Below are 26,770 nucleotides of genomic sequence, written 5' to 3'. Positions count from 1 at the left end.
ATTGCAATAAAAACTTTAGGGATTACTCAAATGCTTGAGAAACTATTTAAACTGAAAGAAAACGGTACGAATGTTCGTACTGAGATTATTGCAGGGTTAACCACCTTCCTAACTATGGCTTATGTTATTTTTGTTAATCCAGCTATTTTAGCTGATGCCGGTATGGATAAAGGTGCAGTATTTGTTGCAACTTGTATTGCTGCTGCAATCGGTTGTTTTATTATGGGATTTGTTGCTAATTTCCCAATTGCGCAAGCTCCAGGAATGGGACTAAACGCTTTCTTCACTTATACCGTTGTTTTAGGTATGGGGCATACATGGCAGGTTGCATTAGCGGCTGTATTTATATCTGGTGTTCTATTTATATTGTTAAGCTTGTTTAAAATTAGAGAATTGATTATTAATTCAATTCCTCTTTCTTTACGAACGGGCATCTCTGCGGGTATTGGTTTATTCCTGGCTTTTATTGCATTAAAAAATTCAGGTATCGTTGTTGATAATCCAGCAACTTTAATTTCAATGGGAGCTATTAACGGTTTTCCTGCTGCAATGGGGGCATTGGCTTTCTTTTTAACGATTGCATTGGTTCATCGTGGTTATAAAGCTGCTGTAATGATCGCTATTTTAGCGGTTACTGCTCTTTCATTACTTTTCGGTGATGTTCAATACGCAGGCATTATGTCAATGCCACCAAGTATCGCACCAACATTTTTACAATTAGACTTTTCTAGTGCGTTTGAATTGAGCATGTTGACTGTTGTTTTTGCTTTCTTGTTTGTTGATTTATTTGATACAGCAGGGACTTTAGTTGGCGTGTCTCAGAAAGCGGGCATCATGGATAAAGATGGAAATATCCCTCGTTTAAATAAAGCATTATTAGCTGACTCAACAGCGACTTCTGTTGGTGCTTTATTAGGTACATCAAATACAACATCTTATATTGAAAGTGTTTCTGGTGTTGCTGCTGGCGGGCGTACTGGCTTAACTGCTGTTGTTGTTGGTGTATTATTTCTTCTTGCATTATTTTTCTCACCTTTAGCAGGTATGGTTCCAGCTTATGCAACTGCTGGAGCATTGTTTTATGTAGCAATTTTAATGATGTCAGGTCTTGTGAGCATTGATTGGCGAGATCTTACTGAAGCAGCCCCTGTTGTTGTGGTATGCTTACTGATGCCTTTAACCTTCTCTATTGCTGATGGCATTTCTTTAGGCTTTATCTCTTATGCGGCAATTAAATTGCTAAGTGGTAAAGGTCGTGATGTTCACATCAGTGTTTGGGTTCTTGCGGCACTATTCACGCTGAAATTTATTTTTACGGCATAGTCTTCTGTCTATGCTTTTTAGAGGTTTTGTCTATTATGGCTAACAAATTTGTAATCACTTGGGACAACATGCAGATGTATACTCGCCAGCTTGCTGAGCAGTTACTTCCTGCGGAACAATGGAAAGGTATTTTGGCGGTGAGCCGTGGTGGTTTAGTTCCTGCTGCTATCTTAGCTCGTGAGTTAAATATCCGTTATGTTGATACAGTATGTATCTCAAGCTATGACCATGATCATCAGCGTGACATGACAGTGGTTAAAGCAATGGAAGGTGACGGTGAAGGCTTTATCATCATTGATGATCTTGTTGACAGCGGTGATACAGCGGTTAAATTACGTGAAATGTATCCTAAAGGTAAGCTAGTAACTGTATGTGCTAAGCCTGCAGGAATTCACTTAGTGGATACTTACATTGTAGATATCCCACAAGATACGTGGATTGAACAACCATGGGATATGGCGGTAACATACGTTGATCCTATTGCGAAAAAATAATCGCAAGTTAATTGATTAATGGTCCTTAAATAGGGCCATTTTTTTGCCTTGAATTTGATTTTATTACACTCTACGTATTTCTTATTTCTCTTTCAGTATATAGTAATGGCTATGAACCTTTGTATTAGTGGTAGTTGATATATGACTCAGCCTGAAAGTGAAAACCTCTCCGTTACATTATTTAAAAATAATAAACAAGCCTTAGAAACCTCAGGCCTTGTTCCTTATCTTCCAAGCAGTGCAGAGCAGATATCTTCTAATATTCATGATCGTCGTTGGTATAGAGAGCTGCGTCGACCTCAATGGATTTGGCAAGGTGTAGAGCCGGTAGAGTTAGAATTACTGCTTGCTCGAATTGCGAATAGTGATAAACATAGAACTCGTGATGAATGGTTAGATACAGTCAGTGGCTATCACTCTGGTAATTGGGCTTATGAGTGGATTCATGCAGGAATGGATCACCAAAAAAGAGCAGCCGATCTGAAAGGAGATGAAGCTGCTGAGGAACTCTTTAAAGCCAGTCTTTATTTTAGCATTGCCGGATATCCGCATATAAAAGGGGATAATCTTGCAACTCAGGCTCAGGTTCTTGCCAATCAAGCGTATGAGATGGCAGCAAAAGAATCGTCTCATCGAGTAGAGAAAATATTGGTTCCTTATCAGGGACGAAAAATCACCTGTTATTTGCATCTGCCAAGTACAGAAAAACCTTTACCTGTTGTTATTGTTAGCGGGGGGATGGATTCATTACAAACGGATATGTGGCGTTTGTATCGAGATTTTCTAGCACCAAACAATATCGCAATGTTAACGCTAGACATGCCATCGATTGGTCATAGCTCCCATTGGCCTTTGACTGAAGATTCTAGTTGTTTACACCAAGCTGTACTTAATCATTTGCCAAATATCCCATGGGTAGACCGTTTTCATGCTGCGGTTATGGGTTTTCGATTTGGAGGTAATGCAGCATTACGTCTCTCCTTTTTGGAACCAAGCAGATTAAAGGCTTGTGTAGCCTTAGGTGCTCCAATTCATAGTATATTATCTGATTCCGCTTCCTTGAAAAAAATGCCTAAGATGTATTTGGATGTATTGGCTTCTCGACTAGTAAAGCAAGTTGTTGATATCAATAGTCTCACAAGTCAAATGCAGGCTTGGTCATTAAAGAATCAAGGTTTTTTATCTGGAGGAAGAAAAACACCAGTATCGATCCTTTCGATTGGATTACAAGGTGATCCTGTTTCACCAAAGTCGGATAATAAATTGGCATCTTTATTTAGCCAGTATGGCAAAGGGATTGAATTAAAAAGTAAGACCTTGCATAGTGGCTACGAAGAGGCACTAAATCAGATGATTGAGTGGATAAAAGAAGAGATGAAGCAATAATCTGACTTTTTATCCATTTTATTAAAGTGAAATGTTATTAAATGCTATTTTAGGCTTGTGCTGTTCTGATTTGCTTGCTAAAAGTAGTTACAGTTATTCCAATTATATTACGATGATTATCGTCGTAATAATTACATCATTTATTAAGTAAAATAGGTAGTAGGGAATTGAATACACAATCTCAAACCATAGTCGTTAAACTTGGTACAAGTGTACTCACAGGTGGCACATTAAAATTAGACAGAGCACACATGGTTGAGTTAGTTCGCCAATGTGTTCAGCTAAAAAAAGCGGGTCATCAGGTTATCGTTGTTACGTCTGGGGCTATTGCCGCTGGCCGTGAGCATCTTAACTACCCCGAGCTACCCAAAACCATGGCCAATAAGCAGTTACTGGCTGCTGTTGGTCAAAGTTGCTTAATTCAAGCATGGCAGAGTTTATTTGGTATTTATGGTGTTGATGTCGGTCAAATGCTACTTACCCGCGCAGATTTAGATGACCGTGAGCGTTATTTAAATGCGCGAGATATGCTAACTGCGCTACTTAAAAATAACATTGTGCCTATTGTTAACGAAAACGACGCAGTAGCAACCAATGAAATTAAAGTGGGTGATAACGATAACCTTTCTGCGTTAGTGGGTATTTTGGCTGGTGCAGATAAATTACTATTATTAACAGATCAATCAGGTTTGTTTACTGCTGACCCACGTAAAGATCCAAAAGCAGAACTGATTAAAGAAGTTCATACTATCGATGAAACACTGCGCAAGATTGCTGGTGGCAGTGGTACCACGTTAGGTACTGGTGGTATGGCAACTAAGCTACAAGCCGCGGATGTGGCACGTCGAGCAGGCATTGAAGTAATTATCGCAGCTGGCAGTGCAGAAAATGTAATTACCGATGTTGTGAACTCTAAGCCTCAAGGTACGAAATTCTTACCGGTAGAGTGTGCTTTAGAAAGCCGTAAACGTTGGATCTTGGCTGGGCCTCTATCAAAAGGCAGTATTGTTATTGATGATGGCGCGGTAAATGCGGTTCAGCAAAAAGGCAGTAGTTTATTAAGCAAAGGTATTACTGAGGTTTCTGGTCACTTTATTCGTGGTGGCGTAGCCAAAATTGTTAATACAAAAGGCGAATTGATTGCTCGTGGTATTTCACGTTATTCGAGTGATGATTTGACTAAGATTTTAGGAAAACACAGTCAGGATATTTACGCAGTATTAGGCTACGAATATGGCCCTGTAGCTATCCATCGTGATGATTTAGTACTGATTTAGTAAAAGGATATATTGTGAATTTAACCACTATGGGTCAAGCAGCAAAAGCCGCTGCATTTGATTTGGCTGTTGCTCCAACAGCACAAAAGAACAAGGCGCTAGCCATTATTGCTGATGAGCTAGAAGCAAATAAAGACGCTATATTAGCTGCTAATGCAAAAGACATTAAAGCTGCTGTTGAAGCAGGCATTTCAGATGCAATGCAAGATCGTCTATTACTCACTGAAGAGCGTTTAGTTGGTATTGCTAATGACGTACGTAATGTTATTAGTTTAAACGATCCTGTTGGTAGTGAAATTGACAGTAAAGTCCTTGAAAATGGGATGTCATTATCTCGTCGTCGTGTGCCAATTGGGGTTATTGGTGTTATCTATGAAGCACGCCCAAATGTAACGATTGATATCGCTTCTTTGTGTTTAAAAACAGGTAATGCCAGTATTTTACGTGGTGGTAAAGAGACGTTCTTCTCCAATATGGAGTTAGTTAAGGTTATTCAAGTTGCTTTAGAAAAAGCAGGGTTACCAGCTGCATCTGTTCAATACATTGAAAAACCAGACCGAGAGTTAGTATCACAGCTTCTAACCATGGATGATTATGTTGATATGATTATTCCACGTGGTGGTGCTGGTTTACACAAAATGTGTAAAGAAAACAGCTCTATTCCTGTGATCATCGGTGGATTTGGTATTAGCCATGCGTTTGTTGATGAAAGCGCGGATTTAGAAAGAGCCTTAGTCGTTGTTGATAATTCAAAAGCTCAACGTCCATCTGCGTGTAATGCGTTAGATACGCTATTGGTTCATGAGGCGGTAGCACCACAGTTTTTAGCACTACTTGCCGATAATATGGCAGGCCGTGTTGAGTTAGTTGCAGGACCTAAAGCGTATGCATTATTAAAAGATTTTGAAGGCGTATCATTACGTGAAGCGCAAGAAGGTGATTTCGATACAGAATGGCTTAGCTACACATTAGGCGTTAAAGTGGTTGCTGATGTTAATGAAGCAGCAGCACATATGCAAAAGCATAACGCGAGCCATTCAGATACCATCTTAACTAACAACATTGAATCCGCTGAGAAGTTTATTAATACGGCGGGATCAGCTGCGGTATACGTAAATGCATCAACACGCTTTACTGATGGCGCTCAGTTTGGTTTAGGTGCAGAAGTTGCGGTATCAACTCAGAAGCTTCACGCACGTGGTCCAATGGGCTTAGAAGAGCTAACAAGCTATAAGTGGGTTGGTAAAGCAGATTATCTAATTCGTAGTTAATCACTCTTCAATTAGCATCTACTAATACCAATCTACATAAGTATTTGATCATTCTTGCTTGTGAAAATCGATTATATCTGCGTTATAAATTTTGTAATTAGATCCACTAGTTACTGTAATTTATGCCTTGCTCTAATCGATTTTTCCTACGCAATTATCTGAACAACTACTTATCCAGAATGGTATAAATAAAAAGGTTGACGCCAAAACGTCAACCTTTTTTCGTTTCCTGAATCCTGAATCCTGAATCCTGAATCCTGAATTACTTAACTTCTTCGCCTTTAGCTTGAAGATCAGCATGGTAAGAAGAGCGAACAAAAGGTCCACAAGCTGCGTGAGTAAATCCAAGCTCTAGTGCGATTTCTTTTAACTCATCAAACTCAGCGGGTGGAACGTAGCGCTCAACAGGTAAGTGGTGGCGACTTGGTGCTAAGTATTGACCTAATGTCAGCATTGTTACACCATGAGCTCGTAAATCTTTTAAGACTTCAATGATTTCTTCTTTGGTTTCGCCTAATCCCATCATCACACCAGATTTTGTCGGAACTTCAGGGTGCTGCTCTTTGAATTTCTTTAATAAGTCCAGAGACCATTGGTAGTTCGCGCCTGGGCGAACTTTACGATAAAGGCGAGGAGCCGTTTCTAAGTTATGGTTGAAAACATCTGGTGGGTTATCGATCATTGCTTCTAATGCACGATCCATACGACCACGGAAATCAGGTACTAAGGTTTCAATTCGGATGTCAGGATTTAGCTCACGGATTTCACGGTTACAATCTGCAAAGTGTTGTGCTCCACCATCACGTAAATCATCACGGTCAACTGAAGTAATAACCACATACTTCAACTTCATATCTTGTATTGTTTTTGCTAATTTTTTTGGTTCTTCAGCTTCAGGAGCCACAGGGCGACCATGGGCAACATCACAGAAAGGACAACGGCGAGTACAAATAGCACCTAAGATCATAAAGGTCGCAGTACCGTGGTTAAAACATTCTGCTAAGTTAGGGCAAGACGCTTCTTCACAAACAGAATGAAGATTGTTTTTACGCATTGCAGATTTAATCTCATCAATACGTTTACTGCTTGATGGCAGTTTGATCTTCATCCAATCTGGTTTACGTAATACTTCTGTTTTTTCTGTTGGCATATTTTTAACTGGAATTAGAGCCATTTTATCGGCATCGCGGTATTTCACGCCTTTTTCCATTTGAATTGGCTTACTCATGATCGCTGCTTTCCGTTAAGTACTCGATATCTGTGTAATCAAGTAATGTTGTTAATTCTTTAATCAGTAGAGGATGAACATCTTCAACGTGTTCTGCTTTATTCTCTACCTTATCATCTTCTTTTAATAAGTCGTGCAGTTGTGCCATTTCCATTCCAGCATAACCACAAGGGTTAATACGAAGGAAAGGAGAAAGATCCATATTTACATTTAGTGCTAATCCATGGAATGAACACCCTTTTCGAATGCGTAATCCAAGTGAGCATATCTTTTTATTATCAACATACACGCCCGGAGCATCAGGTCGTGCTGCAGACACTACACCAAATTGTTGCAGCGTATTTATTACCGTATTTTCAATATGCGTTACTAATTCACGAACGCCTGTGTTTTTACGGCGTAAGTTGATAAGAACATAAGCAACTAGTTGACCTGGTCCATGATAGGTGACTTGTCCACCACGATCACTTTTTACTATTGGAATATCTCCAGCAGCAAGTACGTGCTCTTCTTTACCAGCTTGTCCTTGAGTAAATACAGGGTTATGTTCTACCAACCACACTTCATCGCATGTATTTTCATCACGCTCATCAGTAAAAGTATGCATTGCTTTCCATACCGGTTCATAATCTTGTCGGCCAAGGTTTTTAACAACGAGACGCTTGTTCAATAGGATCACACTTGATTTGAAAATTTGCGCTAATGATAGCAAGGATAGAAAGGAAGGAATAGATAAGAAATGTAGGGGTATATCAAAAATAGCAGAAGTCGGGCACTATTTATCTCTAAAAAATGCCCTGTATCTGATTATAAAACCATACGAACGATTTCAATCTCAGCTAACTCTTTGTATAGCGTTTCTACTTGCTCAATAGATGTAGCAGTAATGCTTACTGATACAGAGTGGTAGTTACCTTTGCCACTTGGTTTTACTGCTGGAGTATAATCGCCAGGTGCATGACGTTGAATTACCTCAAGAACAAGTTCAGGCAGTTGTTCATGAGCAAGGCCAACGGCTTTATAAGTAAATTTACATGGGAATTCTAGAAGATCTTTTAGCTTTGATTGCTCTTGCATAACCGTCTCCAATCGAGAGTGGATAAATAGTAAGAAGGGAATTTTACTGTGACCTAAGTCAGATAACAAGAGAAATAAAAAAAGGTGACCGAAGCCACCTTTTATTCATTGATTACTCTGTTATTAGCTTAACCAACCCTTGAACATTAATACAATGTAATCGATAAGACGGCTGAAGATACCACCTTCTTCAACATCATTTAACGCAAGCAGTGGGTATTCAGCAATGTCTTGACCATCTACTTGGTAGAAAAGCTTACCAACAACATCACCTTTGTAAATAGGAGCTTCAAGCGTTTTTTCTAATACAAAGCTTGCTGTCATTTTCTTTGCTTGACCGCGAGGAAGTGTTACATAAGTATCTTCAGCAACACCTAGAGCGACTTCGTCAGTGCTACCCATCCACACTTTTTCAGTTACGAATGTTTCGTTTGCTTTATGTGGAGACACTGTTTCGAAGAATCGGAAGCCGTAATTAAGCAGTTTTTTACTTTCTGCTTTACGTGCATTGCTTGATTTAGTGCCCATAACTACAGCAATTAAACGCATTTTTCCTTCAGTAGCAGAGCTTACTAAGTTATAGCCAGCACCGTCAGTATGACCGGTTTTGATACCATCAACATTCATGCTCTTATCCCATAACAGACCATTACGGTTGTATTGGGTAATGCCATTGTAAGTGAATGACTTTTCAGAATATACACGATATTCTTCTGGTACATCACGGATTAATGCTTGTCCGATTAATGCCATATCATAAGGCGTAGAGTATAGATCATCGCTATCTAGACCGTGCACATTACCAAAATGGGTATTTTCAAGTTTTAATGTACGTCCCCAAGCGTTCATTAGATCCACAAAAGCATCTTCAGAACCCGCTACGTGTTCAGCCATAGCAACACAAGCATCATTACCTGATTGAACGATGATACCCATGTTTAGATCTCGAACTTTAACTGTGCTGCCTACTTCAATGAACATTTTTGAAGAACCAGGGAAGTTTTTAGCCCACGCATTTTTACTGATAACAACATCGTCATCCATCGAAATATTGCCACTTTCGATTTCTTGGCCTATAACATAACTTGTCATCATTTTAGTTAAACTTGCTGGGTTCATTCGCTCATTCATGTTCTTTTCAGCAAGAACTTTGCCTGAGTGATAATCCATCAGTACATAACCCTTCGCAGCAATTTGCGGAGCGTTCGGGATGACGGCTGGTGCAGCAACTGCAACACTAGAGGCAAGAATAAAGCTGGATAAAATAATTCGTTTTAACTGTTTCGCTGATTTTTTCATAATAATAACTTTGCACTGTGAGGTAGTGAAACTGCATACATAATAGCAGATTTGAATATCATGACCAGATGTGTAATTAAATAACTGATTTTATATGAAAAGATAGCTAATAAAACACATGGGATATGAAATTATATTAAAGGCTATCTTATTGTTATATAAAGACAATGGTGCATTTGATTAGTTCAATTAATATTTGCATTATAAATGAGGGTGGATATCTGGTTACAATATTCACGTAATACTGACATTTAAGCTCATTATTTTTTTGCTTCTTGAAGAATAAACGCAGATGAATAGCGACTGTTTTTTGCTTTTAACAGGGTAGCATCGGCAAGATCACGATCAATAAATGGCCCTAAACGAACCCGGAATACGGAATCCGATTTTACTATGTTGGTTGGAGCATCAAATTGCTTTTGTAATTGTAAAGCTGCTTTTTTTGCGCTGTCTTCATTTTTTACAGCAACCATTTGAATATGATATTGGTTTGGATCGATGGCATGCCAATCTTGAGGGTTGGCTGGTTTTTCAACAGAAATATATTCAATTTTCACATTTGCTGTGCCTGTTTTAATCACATCAAGTTTTGTGGCTGCGGTAAAACTTAAATCAATAATACGCCCGTCATGAAATGGCCCTCTATCATTGACTCTGACAATCGCCGCCTTGCCGTTATCTTTGTTCGTAACTTTGACATAACTTGGGATAGGCAGTGTTTTATGGGCTGCACTCATTGAGTACATATCATATACCTCTCCATTAGAGGTTTTGTGGCCGTGGAATTTCTTACCATACCAAGAACTTATGCCCTCTTGAGTAAAGCCTTTTGGTTTTTTTACAATCGGATAATCTTTACCTAGTAACGTATAGTCTTTATTTCCTGAAAGGCTTTTAGGCTCATAGCGAGGGTGAGCATCTTCAATGTGCTTAACTGATATTGGTGAGTTAGGGGCGATATCACTGTCTATTTGATAACGACCGGCATTAGACTCTTCTTGATTTACTGGTGGCTCAGAAGCACAACCTACTAATATAAGCGAGATAGTAAGTAACAGAATACGCATTAATTAACCTTAGAGTGAACATTTCTATGAGTATGGATTGACATTAATATACCGAAACCGGCCATTAGGGTAACCATGGAAGTACCACCATAACTTACTAAAGGAAGTGGAACGCCAACGACAGGTAAAATACCACTTACCATACCAATATTTACAAAGATATAGACGAAGAAACTTAAGACAACGCTGCCCCCCATCATTCGACCAAAGGCTGTTTGAGCTTTACTTGCTAAAAAGAGTCCGCGACCAATGATGAATAAATAAATGGATAAAAGGGCGATAACACCAATCAAACCCCATTCTTCAGCGATTACAGCAAAAATAAAGTCGGTGTGACGTTCAGGAATAAATTCCAATTGAGACTGCGTTCCGTGTAACCATCCTTTACCACCTAGCCCACCAGAGCCAATTGCGATTTTTGATTGAATAATATGGTAGCCAGCACCAAGTGGGTCTGATTCTGGATTAAATAAGGTTTGTACCCTTACTTTTTGATAGGGGCGCATTAAGAAGAACCATAAAATGGGGATAAAACCACCAACGGCTACCGCTGCCGCGCAGATTATTTTCCAACTGATCCCTGCTAGAAAAATCACAAAGATACCAGAAGCTGCAATTAAGATTGAGGTGCCTAAATCGGGCTGTTTGGCGATCATGATTGTTGGGATAAACACCATTAACAATGCGCAAAATAGTGTTTTAATTGTGGGTGGAAGAGGTTGATTACCGATATAGCGAGCAACCATTAAAGGGACGGCTAGCTTAATAAGTTCTGAAGGCTGAAAGCGAATAAACCCGAAATTAAGCCATCGCTGTGCCCCTTTAGAAGCTTCACCAAAAAAAAGCACGCCAAGCAATAAAATAATGCCAAGGCTGAATAAATAGGGCGCTGCTGCTTCATAAGCTCTTGGCGATATTTGAGCTAAAAGCAGCATGACTCCAAGTGACAATAGCATTCGCATTGCTTGCTTATCCATCATTAATAGACTTTGACCACTGGCGCTATACATTATAATTAATGCAGCAGCCATAAGGGTTAATATCCCCAGAAGTAGGGGTAAATCTAAATGGAAACGGTGGAAAAAATCACGATTCTTTCCTGAAGCAATATCAACTCTCATTACTTTTTAGTCACCTCTTCTGATTTTGGCAGTAATACATAATCAAATACATTTCTTGCAATTGGTCCACCCTGACTGGAACCACCCCCGCCATTTTCAAGAACAAGAGACACAATGACTTTTGGATCTTTTGCTGGAGCAAAGCCAGTGAATAGGGCGTGATCCCTTAAGTGTTCAGCAATTTCGTCGGCGTTATACTCTTGGTCTTCTTTTAATCCAAAGACCTGAGATGTACCTGATTTACCCGCGCTTACATAAGGAGTACCAGCAAAAGCACGCCTTGCTGTCCCCATTCGACCATGATTAACTAGAATCATGCCATCAATGGCTAATTGCCAATAGCTATCTTTTACCCCAGATATTGGTGGATAGGGCTCAGGTTCAAAAGGCATTTCATGCTGGTCATCAATAATGGCTTTTAGCAAATGAGGTGCTCGTACTTTACCGTGATTGGTAAGTACAGCTGTAGCTTTAGCTATTTGCATTGGCGTTGCTGTCCAATATCCTTGCCCGATGCCTACCGGAATGGTATCGCCCTGATACCAAGGCGTTCTAAAGCGTGCCACTTTCCAATCGCGAGTGGGCATGTTGGCTTTACTTTCTTCATGAATATCGATGCCAGTGTAATCACCAAAGCCAAACTTCATCATCCACGTTGAAAGTTTATCGATCCCCATATCAAAAGAGATTTGATAGAAAAAAGTATCTACAGATTCTTCAATTGATTGTTTTAAGTTAACCGTTCCATGCCCCCAGCGTTTCCAGTCTCTAAATGGTTTGGTTTTAGAATTAGGAATACGCCAATAGCCAGGATCATTACGAGTCGTTTCGGTGGTGACTATTTTTTCTTGTAATGCTGAAACGGCAATAAATGGTTTTACTGTAGAAGCGGGTGGATAAATACCTAAAGTGCTTCGGTTGACTAGTGGGCGATCTGGGTTATTTAATAATGAATTATAATTTTTACTAGAAATACCATGCACAAATAAGTTTGGATCATAACTAGGGCTTGAGACCATCGCTAATACAGCACTGGTTTTCGGCTCTAGTACAATGGCTGAACCGCGTCGGCCATCAAGTTGTTTTTCAACAAATTGTTGTAGCTCTACGTCTAGATTTAAGACGATATCTTTTCCTGGAATTGGTGGTACATATTTTAGTGTACGAACAATACGACCACGACTGTTGACTTCAACTTCTTGATAACCTGCGGTTCCATGAAGGATATCTTCGTAATAACGTTCAATACCAAGTTTACCTATATCACGCGTAGCTTGATAATTTGCGTCTTTTTCTTCACGAGCTAAACGGGCTAGATCTCGATCATTAATTTTAGCAACATAGCCAAGGACGTGGGTAAAGGTTTTGCCATAAGGATAGAAGCGTTTTAAATACGCCTTAACTTCAACACCAGAGAATTTGTGTTGATTAACCGCAAAAACGGACACTTGCTCCTGAGTTAACTGGGATAAAATTGGTACAGATCTGAAACGACGAGTACGACGACGTTCTTTTTGAAAGTGATCAATATTATCCTGAGTAATCGGTAAAATACCTTGGAGCTCAGTAAGCAATAAAGGTAAATCTTTTACTTTATCAGGGGTGATTTCTAAATTAAAAACAGGGCGATTTTCCGCAAGAGGTAAATGATTACGGTCGTAAATTAACCCTCGATTCGGAGCGATAGGAACGATTTTAATGCGGTTGTCGTTCGAACGTGTTTTATAATCTTGAAACTCATTAATCTGAATATTGTACAAATTGCTCAATAGCAGACCAATAAGCACAATGATCCCCGCAAACGAGACGATTGCTCGAGAAGCAAATAGTCTCGTTTCAGCGTGGTAATCACGAATTTGTGTGCGTTTGCGCTTAATCAACTCTTATTCTCTGTGGTAAGGGTGATTGGCTGTAATACTCCATGCTCGGTATAGGCTTTCTGCCATAACAACTCGAACAAGAGGGTGTGGAAGAGTGAGTGGAGATAAAGACCAGCTTTGCTCTGCTGCTGCTTTACAGGCAGGGGAAAGTCCCTCTGGGCCACCAATAAGAATGGATACGTCACGAGCGTCTAATTTCCAAACTTCAAGTTGCTCTGCTAATTGTTCAGTATCCCAACGCTTGCCAGGAATATCAAGAGTTACAATACGATTACCTTTAGGAACTGCTGCAAGCATGGCTTCGCCTTCTTTTTGAAGAATACGAGCGATATCGGCATTTTTACCACGTTTTCCAGCGGTAATTTCAACAAGCTCAAGTGGCATGTCTTTCGGGAAGCGACGGCTGTATTCTTTATAGCCTTCTTCTACCCATTTCGGCATTTTTGTACCAACAGCAATTAATTGAAGCTTCATTAAATTAGCTCCACAACTTTTCTAGTTGATATAGCTCACGGTGCTCTTGTTGCAGAATGTGGATCATGACATTTCCCATATCAACAACCACCCATTCACCTTCCGCTTCACCGTCAATACCATAAGGCATTAAACCAATTTCTTTTGATTTATCTGATACGTTCAGAGCAATAGAACTAACGTGGCGTTTAGAAGTACCCGTACAGACAATCATAAAATCAGTAATGCTTGATTTATCGCGAACATCAAGAGTAATGATGTTTTCGGCTTTCATATCGTCAACATGGTTGAATAGAAAATCATGAAGTTCTTTATCTTGCAAAGTAATCACCTAGATGAAATGGAGTATTTATGGAAGAGTATATCAGTGATACTCAATCAATGAGATAAGTTGGGTGTCACTGAAATGTGAATATTACACATATCTAACGTCAATTGGCTAAGTTGTGGCCAACAGTTGGTATCAAAGTCAGTTTTGGTTGCTACTTCCATTAATGCCAGTGAACGAATCAGTAGTTGTATCTGTGGCATGGGCAGTCGTTGCAATGCGGATTGATACAGTGAACGACGATTTTGCCAGACTTTATATCGGTCGAAAACCGTAAACATAGCTTCGCCTTGAGTTATTGCCTGCTGAAAATTTTGTAGCAGGAAGAGCTCTTTTTGTAACGTTCTTAGTAAAATCACCACTTCCATCCCTTCACTTTCTAATTGGCGCAAGATACGTTGTGCACGTTTAGCTTGGCCTGACAATAATGTATCTACCAATTGGAATGGAGTGAAATGGTTATTTCTATTTAACGCTTCCTCAATACGAATTAAGGTTAATAAGCCGTCTGGGTATAGCAGCGCCAGTTTATCTAAGCTTTGAGCAAGGGCTAATAAGTTACCTTCATGCCATTGGGCAAGCATTTGTACTGCTTCAGCATCAGGTTTTAATTTCAACGTTTTACAGCGTTGTTGAATAAAGCGTGGTAACTGTTGATTATCAGGTGTATTACACGGAACAAATAATCCAAGTTGAGTTAGTGCTTTAAACCATTGCGTATTTTCTTGTGCTTTGTTGACTCTTGGCCCTTGAAAAATCAGCAGAATATCATCGTGAAGTGCTGGAACCAATTCTTTTATTTTATTGGTATGTGCAGTCGTCAAGCCGGTATCAGGAATAGTGAGTTCCAATATTTGTCGAGATGAAAATAGGCTTAATGCTTGGGTGCAATCAAAGATTAATTCCCAATCAAGTTGCTTATCTAGCGTAAATTGGTGCTTCTCTTCAAACCCTTGTTTTATTGCAGCTTGACGAATGGCATCGAGACTTTCTTGTTTTAAAAGCGGTTCATTGCCAAATAATAAGTAGCTCTGACGTAAACCTCTTTCAAGATTTTGAACAAGTTGTTCGGGAAATACTCTCATGACTATTGAATATTTCCTGTCGATGTATCCATCGTTTCAATAACTTCTTTGGTTGTCACTTTACTTTCAGTATCATCATCAAGCGTTGCTGTTTCAACACTTGTGCCTACTGGTGTGTCGTCTGCTTTTAAACGTGCCATTTGACGTAAAATTTGCTCAGCAGCCTGCGTTCGCATTTCATCTTCGATCATGTCACGTTCTACCGATTTCGCTAAGGCAGTTAATGGGTTATCAAGGTAGTTACGGTTTACTGATGTCGTATACGTTTTAATGTCATGTTCAGGGATAAGTACGCTATAAGTAACGGTATAGGTCAGCGCTTTTTCTGCTGCTCTGCTATTTTGATAAAGAGATAGAGTACGCTCACCAAGACTTTCACTGATTAAATTTAAGCTAGGCGTTACGGTTGTTGGTGCAACCTGACGGATCCCATTCATTCTTAATTGTTTTTGCACATTACGGGTCAAATCACTGTATTGGTCAAAACTGGTCAGAGAAACTTCATGCAGTTCTTCTGGTAATAAATAATTACCGCGCAAGTGGAATCCACAGGCTGAAACCATAAGTGAAAGAGTCAGAACAATAATGGTTCGAAGAGAAAATAGAGATAAAAGACGTTTCACCGAGTAACTCCCTCAAGTGGTGTAAGAATGCTTATTTAACTGTTCTAATTAATTTGTCGTTTCAAAATAAAGCAGTTAAATAAGCATAAGCGGCTATCCGCTTATGCTTTAAATAGAAAAGTAATCTGATAAAAGGTTCAAATTACTTTTTACGTTTAAATAGTACTAACTGGTTAATATTAGTTAGCTACGATATTTAACAGTTTACCAGGTACATAGATTACTTTACGAATCGTTAAACCATCTAGGAACTTGATTGCGTTTTCATCTTTTAGACCAAGCTCTTTAACTTGCTCTTCAGTTGCATCTGCAGCAACGATCAGTTTTGCACGTAACTTACCGTTGATCATAACAACGATAGTTTTTTCATCTTCAACAAGTGCTTTTTCGTCAAATGTTGGCCATGCTGCTGTATCGATGTTCGATTCACCTAATGCGTCCCACATTGCAAAGCTTGCATGTGGTGTCATAGGGTAAAGCATAACAACAACCGCTTTTAGAGCCTCATCAAGAAGGGCACGATCTTGTGCTGATCCTTGAGGTGCTTTATTAAGCTTGTTCATCAATTCCATGATTGCAGCAATCGCAGTGTTGAATGTTTGGCGGCGGCCAATATCATCACTTACTTTTGCAATCGTTTTATGAACATCACGACGTAGTGCTTTTTGGTCACCAGAAAGAGCGGCAACATCTAACGCGTCAGTTGCGCCTTTTGTTGTGTGCTCGTGAACTAATTTCCATACACGCTTAAGGAAACGACTTGCGCCTTCAACGCCTGATTCTTGCCATTCTAGAGTCATATCAGCAGGTGCTGCAAACATCATGAATAGACGCACTGTATCAGCACCAAACTTATCAACCATCTCTTGAGGGTCAATACCGTTGTTTTTAGACTTAGACATTTTGATCATGCCTGAGTGGTCAACGTTACGGCCTTGGTTGTCGATTGCTTTCTCTATACGACCTTTTGCGTCACGCTCAATCGTTACATCTGTTGGTGCGATCCACTCTTTTGTGCCTTTTTCATTAGTGTGGCTAAATGCATCTGCAAGTACCATACCTTGACATAAAAGCTGCTTGAATGGTTCGTCAGAATTTACATAACCCGCATCACGTAGAAGCTTATGGAAGAAGCGAGAGTAAAGAAGGTGCATACATGCATGTTCAATACCACCAACGTACTGGTCTACTGGTAACCAGTAGTTTGCTTTTTCTGGGTCTAGAATATCGTCAGCTTGTGGTGAACAGTAACGTGCATAGTACCAAGATGATTCCATGAAGGTATCAAAGGTATCTGTTTCACGAAGTGCTGGCTCGCCATTAAATGTGGTTTTCGCCCATTCTTTATCGGCTTTGATAGGGCTAGTTACGCCATCCATTACTACATCTTCAGGAAGAATAACTGGTAATTGATCTGCAGGCACTGGGTGAACTTCACCATCTTCAGTTGTTACCATTGGGATTGGAGCACCCCAGTAACGTTGGCGTGAAACACCCCAGTCACGTAGACGGAAGTTGACTGTTTTCTTGCCTTTACCTTCTGCTTCTAGTTTCGCAGCGATTGCATCAAATGCCTCTTGGAAAGCAAGACCGTCGAATTCACCAGAATCAAACAGAACGCCTTTTTCTGTGTAAGCCGCTTCAGAAACGTCTACATCAGAACCATCTTCAGGCTTGATTACTGGAATAATATCCAAATTGTATTTAGTTGCGAATTCGAAGTCACGTTGATCGTGAGCTGGAACGGCCATTACTGCACCTGTGCCGTAATCCATTAATACGAAGTTTGCTACATAGATTGGAACTTCACGACCATTAAGAGGGTGGATAGCACGTAGGCCAGTATCCATACCTTTCTTTTCCATCGTTGCTAATTCAGCTTCGGCAACTTTAGTATTGCGACACTCTTCAGTGAAAGCGAATAGCTCTGGGTTAGTTGCCGCCGCTTTTTCAGCAAGAGGATGACCTGCTGCGATGCCAACGTAAGTAACACCCATTAGCGTATCTGGACGTGTGGTATATACTTCTAAAGGTGCTTCTTCGCCGTTAACAGCAAAAGATAACTCTACGCCTTCAGAGCGGCCGATCCAGTTACGTTGCATGGTTTTAACCATTTCAGGCCAACCATCAAGATTATCTAGATCATCAAGAAGCTCTTGTGCGTATTCTGTAATTTTAATGAACCACTGTGGGATTTTCTTTTGCTCAACAGGGGTATCACAACGCCAACAACAACCGTCTTCAACTTGTTCGTTTGCAAGAACTGTTTGATCATTTGGACACCAGTTCACAGAAGACGTTTTTTTGTAAACTAAACCTTTGTTGTACAGTTTAGTGAAGAACTCTTGTTCCCAACGGTAGTACTCAGGCGTACAGGTTGCAAATTCACGGTTCCAATCGTAACCAAAGCCTAATAGTTTAAGCTGGTTTTTCATGTATTCGATGTTTTCGTAAGTCCACGGCGCAGGCGCTGTTTTATTTTTTACCGCTGCATTTTCAGCAGGAAGACCAAACGCATCCCAACCGATAGGTTGCATTACGTTTTTGCCTTGTAGACGCTGGTAGCGAGAAACCACATCACCGATGGTGTAGTTACGAACGTGACCCATGTGTAGACGACCACTTGGGTATGGGAACATTGAGAGGCAATAGAATTTTTCTTTGCTTGCGTCTTCAGTCACAACAAACGTTTTGTTGTCGTCCCAATGTTTTTGGATCTTTTGTTCAAGATCCTGTGGATTATATTGTTCTTGCATCGATTTACCCAGTTATGTCAGTGGATCACAAAAAATGTGAGATCGGTTTGATCAGATAATACTTGATCGGCATAGAATAACTAATGGAGCGCTTATACTCAAGCGACCTGATAACCTTTAACTCACTCTTCGCTATATAAATCTAGCGAATTCTTGGAGGTGACTTATGTCTAAGCAAAAAACAGGTTATAACGCCGTCTTAGAGCGCGTAATGAATGTGTTAGAAAGAAGCCCTGAAGAATTTGAACTCTGGGCGAAATCATCCGAAGAAGTGGTGGACGCAGCTTCTGATATGACCAAAGATGAATTGGCGTTAATTTCAAGTTATGTAAAACGAGACATGAAGGAGTTTGCTCAGAATTACGAAAAGAGCAAAACAACGTTCCCTGATTCGCCTTTTTATCGATTAATCTCTGATTCTATTTGGCACGGTTTGCTTGAAATAACCGATAAAACACAAATTGAATGGCATGAGATGTTTGATGACTTAGCACATCAAGGCGTTTATCAGGCTGGTGAAGTCGTAGGGCTTGGTATTTTGGTGTGTGAGAAATGTGGCCATCGTGAGCAATTTAATCACGCACAAATTATTCAGCCTTGTACGCATTGCGAGAATGAGGAGTTTACCCGAGTATCTCTTAAGCCATAGTTGAACTTATTTTCTAAAGTAGAAAGGTCTGTATATCAATTAGGAGATACAGACCGATAGTATTTAATTAGACTCTTTTCCGCCAAGCAAGAAGTAAAGATAAAAAGACTAATAGGTATAAAGGCCATGAACCCCAGTAACGATATGGCGTTGTACCTATGGTTGGTATCACTTCGCCTCGCAATACAGCGGTAGTGAACTGAGGAATTTGTTTCGTTATATTGCCTTTGTGATCTGTGATTGCCGTTACGCCGTTATTTGTTGAACGAATAACAGGCTTTCCTAGCTCTAAAGCACGCATTTGTGCCATTTCCATATGTTGTAGTGGGCCAATCGAAGTACCAAACCAAGCATCATTAGATAGGGTTAAAATATAATCAGTTTGTGGTGTGATATTTTCTCTGACCTGTTCGCCATAAACGATTTCGTAGCATAATGCAGGGGCTAATTGTGTGCCGCTGGCTTCCATGTTGGGTTGAATATAATCACCACGACTGAATGATGACATTGGCAGGTTAAAGATTGGTGCGATAGGGCGTAATAAGTTTTCAAAAGGAACAAATTCACCAAATGGAAGTAAGTGGTGTTTGCTGTATCTCGGTTGATCTTGATAGTTGTACCCTTTGGTACCATTTACACCAAGTGAAATAATATTGTTATAGAAGTTCCCGGTTGGACTTTGGCCAACAATACCAGTAATAACTGTGCTGTTATTCATGGTGGCTGCGCTATCAAGGTTGCGTAAAAAGCTTGGAATTTCAATCTCTAACGCAGGGATTGCCGCTTCTGGCCACACAATTAAATCTGCATCCCAATTCTTGCGTGTCAAATCCATGTATTTCATGATGGTTGGCCAACGCTCTCTTGGCAGCCATTTAATTGCTTGATTAACATTTCCTTGGATTAGCGCTACTTTTGTTGCTTTGTCTGATTGAGGTGTAACCCAATCAAATGGTTTGATTGCAAAAGAACTGGCAATGATGACTGCTGGGAGTAAAAGCAAAGTCCATTTTTTTTCCAGAAGGCTGTATACCATTGCCCCTGCAGAAATCAGGATCATTAGGGTTATGCCTTCTACACCAAATATTGGGCCCCAAGCAGACAGTGGGCTATCTATTTGACTGTAACCTAGCCACAACCATGGGAATCCGGTAAATACCCAACCACGCAGCCAATCGGTGACAAGCCAAAGCGCCGGAGCGGCTAATAAGTATTTCGTTAGCTTATGGTTACTAAAAATTCGTTGTAAAAGAAACGAGAATAGCATGGGATATAACGCAAGGTAGCTGATTAACCCTATCATTAAAAATAGGCTGGCAGCGACTGGCATGCCACCAAAGTTGTCGATACTGACGTGGACCCAACTCACACCGGCACCAAAGTAACCTAAGCCCCAAAAAAAACCCAACCACGTTGCTTTTTTTGTTGTTTGTTTATGCAATAGCAATAAAAGAAGTAAAGGGGCAATAAAAGCAAAAGGCCATAAAGAGTAGGGAGCAAAAGCAAGGGTAGCGCTTGCGCCTGAAAGCAGAGCAATAAGAAGACGGATGGCGTAGTGAGAAAGTAAAGGCATTGGCTATAACTCAAATAGATGTAGGTAGCGAAAGAGAGTTAGTCTGTATAAGTTAGATAAAGTTCAGCCACTGAGGATGTCAGTGGCTGATTGCATTATTCTGCTTCAGGTTCTTTATGTTCCGATTCTTTATCAGGAATCGTTACTTGAAGTTGAATAATTCGACGGTTGTCAGCAGCAGTGACTTTGAATGTAAAACCTGAAATTTCAATCGTTTCACCACTTTCTGGTAAATGACCGAAACCAGTTAATACTAGTCCGCCAACAGTATCTATTTCTTCGTCGCTGAAGTTAGTTGAAAACGCGTCATTAAAGTCTTCAATTTCAGTTAAGGCTTTTACCGCAAAGGTATGTTTACTTAACTGACGAATGTCTTTTTCTTCTTCGTCATCAAATTCATCTTCAATGTCACCAACGATTTCTTCAAGAATATCTTCGATAGTAACAAGACCAGAAACCCCACCAAACTCATCAACTACAATGGCCATGTGGTAACGTTCTTCTCTAAACTCTTTTAAAAGCTTATCAACACGTTTGCTTTCTGGTACTACAACAGCAGGTCTAATAACTTGCTCTATTTCAAAGGCTTCACAGTCAGAGCCTAAGTATCTTAGTAAGTCCTTCGCAAGGAGTATACCTTCAACATGGTCTTTGTCTTCACTGATCACAGGGTAGCGTGAGTGAGACGCTTCAATGATGGTTGCTATCAGTGATTCAAGGTCTTGAGTTTTCTCGACCGTAACCATTTGAGAGCGAGGTAACATAATGTCTCTTACTCTCATTTCCGCTATTTCCATTACACCCTCAAGCATGTCTCGGGTATCATGGTCGATAACTTCATTTTCTTCAGAGTCTCTAAATGCATCAACTAGGTCTTGGCGATCTTTAGGCTCTCCTTGGAAAAATTGTGAAAGGCGTCCTAAGAAGGACTTTCTACTCGGACCTTCTGTACTCTGTGAATTTTCGTCGTTCATGGCTTCTTTTAAAGTAAATGCTATCAATGTGGATAGCGCACATTAGTAACTACGGATTATCCCGTGGTTATTTCTCAGTAATGTATGGGTCTTCAAATCCCATACCTTGCATTAATTCGGTTTCGAGTGATTCCATCTCTTCAGCTTCATCATCTTCGACATGGTCATAACCTAGCAGATGCAGACTACCGTGTACAACCATATGAGCCCAATGTGCTAATAATGGCTTATTTTGTTCAATAGCTTCGCTCTCAACAACTTGGCGACAAATAATTAAATCACCAAGTAGGTCAATTTCAATACCAGGAGGCGCTTCAAACGGAAATGAAAGTACATTAGTTGGCTTATCTTTACCACGATATTCGTGATTTAATTCATGACTTTCTTTTTCATCTACAATACGGATAGTTAATTCAGCTTGTGGTTGAAACTGTGGAATAACGGCATTTAACCACGTCATCAGTTCTTTTCCTGATGGTAAGCCGCTTTCATCTTCACATGCAATTTGTAGATCGAGTTCAATACTCATTGTTCACCTGATTGTGTTACTTATTATTTTCTGCGTCAGCAATACGAGCATCACGCTCTTGCTTTCTGCGTATTTCTTCTAGTTTACGCTCTTTTTGATCTTTTGCTTCCCATTTTTCATAAGCATTTACAATTCGAGCAACAACTGGGTGGCGAACAACATCATCTGCAATAAAGAAATTAAAGCTGATTTCATCGACTTCAGAAAGAACTTCAACGGCATGACGAAGACCAGATTTAGCCCCACGAGGTAAATCAATCTGGGTTACATCCCCTGTGATAACCGCTCGTGAATTAAAGCCAATACGGGTTAAGAACATTTTCATTTGTTCTACGGTGGTGTTTTGACTTTCATCAAGGATGATAAAGGCATCGTTAAGGGTTCTACCACGCATATAAGCAAGTGGTGCTACTTCAATAACGTTGCGTTCAATAAGTTTCTCAACACGCTCAAAGCCAAACATTTCAAATAGCGCATCATAAAGAGGGCGTAAATACGGGTCAACCTTTTGGCTAAGATCACCTGGTAAAAATCCTAATTTTTCACCCGCTTCAACCGCTGGTCGAGTTAACAGGATACGACGAACTTCTTGGCGTTCTAAAGCATCAACGGCAGCAGCAACGGCAAGGTAGGTTTTCCCTGTGCCTGCAGGGCCAATACCAAAGGTAATATCGTGAGTTACCATGTTGGTTACGTACTGGGCTTGATTTTCAGTTCTTGGCTTAATTAGGCCTTTCTTGGTTTTTATGAAGATCTCTTTTCCGTAAGGAATGGTTGAGACTTCTTCTTTAGCTTGTTCTAAAATCCCCGACTCTTTCACCGCTAAATGAATTTGTTCTGGTTCAATATCAGGGTATTGATTTTTTATAGGAGCAGTATCGACGTATAGATCTTTGAGGATGTCGATAGTGGCTGAAACAGTATGAGGTTTACCAACGACGGTAAATTCGTTGCCTCGATAATTGATTTCGACACCTAAGCGGCGTTCAAGGTGTTTGATATTGTCATCAAATGGACCACAAAGGCTAGATAAACGGTGATTGTCTGCTGGCTCTAAGGTCAACTCTAATTTGGTTGTTTTAATGCTCAAGATTGCCTCTCAGAATGCTAATTACAAATGCTTATCTATTATTTATTGGGTAAAGTATAAATTATCTCAAGGTTAAATAAGAAAAAAGATGATCAAGAAACCTTAATCATCTTTTTAGTTTTTGATTTTATTGAGGATGTCACATTATGGCGTAAAAGTACCTACACCAAGATCATCTTCACGGCGTGTTTTTTCCATCATCTCTGTTGGAGATACCGCAACGCGTAAACCCATTTCTTTTTCTGTACGCACGAGGTTACCGCGTAGAGAGTTAGTGAATGATTCAGTAATGTGAATATCAACAAATTGACCAATTAAATCAGGGCTACCGATAAAGTTAACTACACGGTTGTTTTCAGTACGAGCACGTAATTCCATTGGGTTACGTTTTGACGGACCTTCTACAAGTGCACGTTGTACAGTGTCTAGCATTAGGCGAGAGTAACGCGACGATTGGAAGTTAATTTGTTGTTGTAGCTCAGCTAAACGATCTTTCTTTGTTTGCTCAGGAATATCGCATGGATAATCAGCTGCAGGAGTCCCAGGACGAGCAGAGAAAACAAAGCTGTAGCTCATATCGAAATCAACGTCTTTAATTAGCTTCATTGTGTCTTGGAAGTCTTTATCTGTTTCGCCAGGGAAAGCGACGATAAAGTCAGAGCTAATTAAAATATCCGGACGAGCTTTGCGTAATTTACGAATAATTGATTTATATTCAATTGCAGTATGAGGACGCTTCATCATCGTTAGGATGCGATCAGAACCACTTTGAACAGGTAAGTGTAAGAAACTTACTAATTCCGGTGTATCTTCATATACCGCGACAATATCATCACCAAACTCTAATGGGTGACTTGTTGTAAAGCGAATACGGTCGATACCATCGATAGAAGCAACCATACGTAGCAATTCAGCAAAGGTACAGATATCACCGTCATACGTTGGACCACGGTAAGCATTTACGTTTTGACCTAATAGGTTTACTTCACGTACGCCTTGTTCAGCCAGTTGTGCAATTTCAAATAATACGTCATCTAATGGACGGCTAACTTCTTCACCACGAGTATAAGGAACTACGCAGTAAGTACAGTATTTTGAACAGCCTTCCATGATAGAAACAAACGCTGATGCACCTTCTGCTTTTGGCTCAGGAAGGTTATCGAATTTTTCAATCTCAGGGAATGAAATATCCATTACTGGTTTTTCATTTGATTGAGACTGTTTGATCATTTCTGGTAAGCGGTGAAGCGTTTGAGGACCAAAAATGACATCAACATAAGGAGCGCGTTGACGAATATGGTCGCCTTCTTGAGTTGCTACACAGCCACCAACACCAATCACTAAGTCTGGTTTTTTATCTTTTAAATGTTTCCAACGGCCTAATTGGTGAAAAACTTTTTCTTGAGCTTTTTCACGAATTGAGCAGGTATTTAATAACAGAACATCCGCTTCTTTTGGATCTTCTGTTAATTCATAACCATTTGCGGCACCTAAAAGATCGGCCATTTTAGATGAATCGTATTCGTTCATCTGGCAGCCCCAGGTCTTGATTAGCAGTTTTTTAGTCATGTAACTTTTTCACTCGTATTTTATTACTAGAATTCGGTACAGTTTTGAGAGACAAGCTCGATCAAAACGGATAGGGCGCGTATTGTACTGCTTTCCGCGCTTAATGACTAGATGCAGACACCCTTGAATATTTTATGGGTATTAGGCCGTATTGAGCTAGAAAGGTTAATTCGCACAACCTGATTGATTTAGATTAAGTGAAAATCACGGTAGAATGAAGGAAATAATTGACTCATATAAGGTCTATGGACGATGAAAAAATATGATTACACCATCGTTGGTGGTGGAATGGTAGGAGCGGCGACTGCTATTGGTTTATCAAAATTAGGGTATCAAGTTGCTATCATTGAGCATAAAGCTCCAGATTCTTTTGATAATAGCCAACCAATGGATGTACGTGTATCTGCTATTTCTCAATCATCCGTTGATTTACTTAATGAGTTAGGTGCATGGGAGCGCATTAAGAAAACAAGAGTTTGCCCTTATAAGCGTTTAGAAACTTGGGAGCATCCTGAATGCCGAACTCGTTTTCATTCTGAAAGCCTTAATATGGAACAGCTGGGGTTCATCGTTGAAAATCGTTTGATTCAATTAGGTTTATGGCAAGAGTTTTCTTCTTATGAGAATTTAACGGTTGTTACACCGGCTAAAATTATCGAGCTTGAATTTTTTAGTGAGCACAATGAACTAACACTGGATAATCGCAATAAAATTAAAACAAAATGGGTTATTGGTGCAGATGGTGCTAATTCTTATGTTCGTCAGAAAGCAAAGATCGGTATTACCGCTTGGGATTATCGTCAACATTGTATGTTAATCAATATAGAGACAGCTGAAGCTCAACAAGACATTACTTGGCAGTGGTTTACCCCTTCTGGTCCTCGTTCATTCCTACCTTTACATGGAAATAAAGGTTCTTTAGTTTGGTATGACTCCCCTCAGCGCATTAAACAACTCTCTTCTATGACATCTCTTCAGTTAGAAAAAGAAATTAAAGCGCATTTTCCACAAGAGTTGGGGGAGTTTACTGTAGAGCAACATGGTTCTTTTCCTTTAACGCGTCGACATGCTCAAAAATACGTTGAACATCGCTGTGTTTTACTAGGAGATGCAGCCCATACTATTAATCCTTTAGCGGGTCAGGGTGTAAATTTGGGCTTTAAAGACGTAAAAGTATTATTGGAAGAAATAGAATCTAAAGGTACAGAGACAGATAAAGCGTTACGTATTTACGAATCAAGACGAAAAATAGACAATTTAGCGATGCAATCCAGTATGGATCTATTTTATACCTTATTCAGTAATTCTTTACCTCCAGTTAAATTTTTACGAAATGCGGGTTTAAAGTTAGCAGATTCATCTGGGGTGTTTAAAACACAAGCATTGAAATATGCGTTAGGTTTATAGAAATAATATCAGGGGCTAGAGCTTAGGATAAGTAAAGCGAATCTGTACAAGATAGGGTGATCATTTGATCACCCTTTTTTATATCACGTAATAAAAAGAACATGGATATGTGCGCAGAGATGTGAAGAGGAATAGTACAGACGAAAAAAAGCCCATCAAATTAATGATGGGCTTTCTTAAAAATGGTTGGGATACCTGGATTTGAACCAGGGAATGCCGGCATCAAAAGCCGGTGCCTTACCGCTTGGCGATATCCCAACAGAGAAGATTAAATCGGTAGTTAAACCAAG

24 protein-coding genes and 1 tRNA gene are annotated in these 26,770 nt (G+C 39.9%); 7 read left to right on the top strand and 18 right to left on the bottom strand.

From position 1 onward, the window contains the following. Nucleotides 1-30 precede the first annotated feature (30 nt). The 5 genes from F8B77_RS04660 to F8B77_RS04640 all read left to right on the top strand — a co-directional run bounded on the left by F8B77_RS04660 (nt 31) and on the right by F8B77_RS04640 (nt 5,751). Nucleotides 31-1,323, top strand: coding sequence for an NCS2 family permease (locus tag F8B77_RS04660; RefSeq protein WP_151654176.1), 1,293 nt, complete (start codon nt 31-33; stop codon nt 1,321-1,323). 35 nt (nt 1,324-1,358) lie between these two features. After that, the gene (gpt, locus tag F8B77_RS04655; protein WP_130044766.1) at nt 1,359-1,817 is read left to right on the top strand and encodes a xanthine phosphoribosyltransferase; all 459 of its coding nucleotides are present in this window, start codon (nt 1,359-1,361) and stop codon (nt 1,815-1,817) included. 141 nt (nt 1,818-1,958) lie between these two features. Further along, on the top strand, nt 1,959-3,203 hold the full coding sequence (gene frsA / locus F8B77_RS04650) for an esterase FrsA (protein WP_151654174.1): 1,245 nt from the start codon (nt 1,959-1,961) through the stop codon (nt 3,201-3,203). 167 nt (nt 3,204-3,370) lie between these two features. Then, nucleotides 3,371-4,480 carry a glutamate 5-kinase gene (proB, locus tag F8B77_RS04645; protein WP_151654172.1) on the top strand — a complete coding sequence of 370 codons (1,110 nt, stop codon included), beginning with the start codon at nt 3,371-3,373 and terminating at the stop codon, nt 4,478-4,480. 14 nt (nt 4,481-4,494) lie between these two features. Next, nucleotides 4,495-5,751 (top strand): glutamate-5-semialdehyde dehydrogenase, encoded by a 1,257-nt coding sequence (locus F8B77_RS04640; protein ID WP_167512762.1) that lies wholly within the window; start codon nt 4,495-4,497, stop codon nt 5,749-5,751. Nucleotides 5,752-6,013: 262 nt separating this feature from the next. Here the strand turns inward: F8B77_RS04640 and lipA are convergent, their stop codons facing one another. The 12 genes from lipA to leuS form a co-directional block, all read right to left on the bottom strand. Then, nucleotides 6,014-6,979: a lipoyl synthase gene (gene lipA / locus F8B77_RS04635; RefSeq protein ID WP_151654170.1), complete on the bottom strand. Its 966-nt coding sequence runs from the start codon at nt 6,977-6,979 to the stop codon at nt 6,014-6,016. Continuing rightward, the gene (gene lipB, locus F8B77_RS04630) at nt 6,972-7,658 is read right to left on the bottom strand and encodes a lipoyl(octanoyl) transferase LipB (protein WP_207215693.1); all 687 of its coding nucleotides are present in this window, start codon (nt 7,656-7,658) and stop codon (nt 6,972-6,974) included. The genes lipA and lipB overlap by 8 nt, the downstream gene beginning before the upstream one ends. A gap of 128 nt (nt 7,659-7,786) precedes the next feature. Continuing rightward, complete coding sequence (ybeD, locus tag F8B77_RS04625; RefSeq protein WP_130048771.1) at nt 7,787-8,056, bottom strand: DUF493 family protein YbeD; 270 nt, start codon at nt 8,054-8,056, stop codon at nt 7,787-7,789. A 123-nt stretch (nt 8,057-8,179) separates the two neighbouring features. Next, nucleotides 8,180-9,355: a serine hydrolase gene (locus tag F8B77_RS04620; RefSeq protein ID WP_151654168.1), complete on the bottom strand. Its 1,176-nt coding sequence runs from the start codon at nt 9,353-9,355 to the stop codon at nt 8,180-8,182. A 260-nt stretch (nt 9,356-9,615) separates the two neighbouring features. Next, nucleotides 9,616-10,422 carry a septal ring lytic transglycosylase RlpA family protein gene (locus tag F8B77_RS04615; protein WP_151654166.1) on the bottom strand — a complete coding sequence of 269 codons (807 nt, stop codon included), beginning with the start codon at nt 10,420-10,422 and terminating at the stop codon, nt 9,616-9,618. Continuing rightward, a complete protein-coding gene (gene rodA / locus F8B77_RS04610) occupies nt 10,422-11,543 on the bottom strand; it encodes a rod shape-determining protein RodA (RefSeq protein ID WP_151654164.1) in 1,122 nt (373 codons plus the stop codon). The genes F8B77_RS04615 and rodA overlap by 1 nt, the downstream gene beginning before the upstream one ends. Then, the gene (gene mrdA / locus F8B77_RS04605; protein WP_208846084.1) at nt 11,543-13,420 is read right to left on the bottom strand and encodes a penicillin-binding protein 2; all 1,878 of its coding nucleotides are present in this window, start codon (nt 13,418-13,420) and stop codon (nt 11,543-11,545) included. Before mrdA ends, rodA begins: the two co-directional genes overlap by 1 nt. Nucleotides 13,421-13,426: 6 nt before the next feature. Then, nucleotides 13,427-13,897, bottom strand: a complete 471-nt coding sequence (gene rlmH, locus F8B77_RS04600) for a 23S rRNA (pseudouridine(1915)-N(3))-methyltransferase RlmH (protein WP_060993527.1) — start codon at nt 13,895-13,897, stop codon at nt 13,427-13,429. A 4-nt stretch (nt 13,898-13,901) separates the two neighbouring features. Continuing rightward, complete coding sequence (rsfS, locus tag F8B77_RS04595) at nt 13,902-14,219, bottom strand: ribosome silencing factor (RefSeq protein WP_165366864.1); 318 nt, start codon at nt 14,217-14,219, stop codon at nt 13,902-13,904. A gap of 56 nt (nt 14,220-14,275) precedes the next feature. Then, complete coding sequence (gene holA, locus F8B77_RS04590; RefSeq protein ID WP_130044776.1) at nt 14,276-15,310, bottom strand: DNA polymerase III subunit delta; 1,035 nt, start codon at nt 15,308-15,310, stop codon at nt 14,276-14,278. 2 nt (nt 15,311-15,312) lie between these two features. Beyond that, entirely contained in the window at nt 15,313-15,873 is a 561-nt protein-coding gene (locus tag F8B77_RS04585) for an LPS-assembly lipoprotein LptE (protein WP_165367197.1), read from the bottom strand. Nucleotides 15,874-16,112: 239 nt separating this feature from the next. Continuing rightward, nucleotides 16,113-18,689 (bottom strand): leucine--tRNA ligase, encoded by a 2,577-nt coding sequence (gene leuS, locus F8B77_RS04580; RefSeq protein WP_151654158.1) that lies wholly within the window; start codon nt 18,687-18,689, stop codon nt 16,113-16,115. Nucleotides 18,690-18,855: 166 nt separating this feature from the next. Between leuS and F8B77_RS04575 the strand changes: the two genes are divergently transcribed. Next, nucleotides 18,856-19,338, top strand: coding sequence for a zinc ribbon-containing protein (locus tag F8B77_RS04575; protein ID WP_151654156.1), 483 nt, complete (start codon nt 18,856-18,858; stop codon nt 19,336-19,338). A gap of 67 nt (nt 19,339-19,405) precedes the next feature. Here the strand turns inward: F8B77_RS04575 and lnt are convergent, their stop codons facing one another. The 5 genes from lnt to miaB all read right to left on the bottom strand — a co-directional run bounded on the left by lnt (nt 19,406) and on the right by miaB (nt 25,073). Continuing rightward, nucleotides 19,406-20,911: an apolipoprotein N-acyltransferase gene (gene lnt, locus F8B77_RS04570; RefSeq protein WP_151654154.1), complete on the bottom strand. Its 1,506-nt coding sequence runs from the start codon at nt 20,909-20,911 to the stop codon at nt 19,406-19,408. A gap of 95 nt (nt 20,912-21,006) precedes the next feature. Then, nucleotides 21,007-21,885, bottom strand: coding sequence for a CNNM family magnesium/cobalt transport protein CorC (corC, locus tag F8B77_RS04565; protein WP_151654153.1), 879 nt, complete (start codon nt 21,883-21,885; stop codon nt 21,007-21,009). 67 nt (nt 21,886-21,952) lie between these two features. Beyond that, nucleotides 21,953-22,414: an rRNA maturation RNase YbeY gene (ybeY, locus tag F8B77_RS04560; RefSeq protein ID WP_151654151.1), complete on the bottom strand. Its 462-nt coding sequence runs from the start codon at nt 22,412-22,414 to the stop codon at nt 21,953-21,955. A 16-nt stretch (nt 22,415-22,430) separates the two neighbouring features. Then, nucleotides 22,431-23,504, bottom strand: a complete 1,074-nt coding sequence (locus tag F8B77_RS04555; protein ID WP_151654149.1) for a PhoH family protein — start codon at nt 23,502-23,504, stop codon at nt 22,431-22,433. A 144-nt stretch (nt 23,505-23,648) separates the two neighbouring features. Then, nucleotides 23,649-25,073 carry a tRNA (N6-isopentenyl adenosine(37)-C2)-methylthiotransferase MiaB gene (gene miaB, locus F8B77_RS04550; protein WP_151654147.1) on the bottom strand — a complete coding sequence of 475 codons (1,425 nt, stop codon included), beginning with the start codon at nt 25,071-25,073 and terminating at the stop codon, nt 23,649-23,651. Between the two features lie 252 nt (nt 25,074-25,325). Here miaB and F8B77_RS04545 point away from each other — a divergent pair, with 252 nt between their 5' ends. Then, the gene (locus F8B77_RS04545; RefSeq protein ID WP_151654145.1) at nt 25,326-26,480 is read left to right on the top strand and encodes a 2-octaprenyl-3-methyl-6-methoxy-1,4-benzoquinol hydroxylase; all 1,155 of its coding nucleotides are present in this window, start codon (nt 25,326-25,328) and stop codon (nt 26,478-26,480) included. 183 nt (nt 26,481-26,663) lie between these two features. Here F8B77_RS04545 and F8B77_RS04540 read toward each other — a convergent pair. Continuing rightward, a tRNA-Gln gene (locus tag F8B77_RS04540) sits at nt 26,664-26,738 on the bottom strand. Between the last annotated feature and the right edge of the window lie 32 nt (nt 26,739-26,770).

Origin of the sequence: Aliivibrio finisterrensis (assembly GCF_008933155.1) — a bacterium.
GTDB lineage: Bacteria > Pseudomonadota > Gammaproteobacteria > Enterobacterales > Vibrionaceae > Aliivibrio > Aliivibrio finisterrensis.
This window is presented reverse-complemented; position numbering and strand designations above follow the sequence as displayed.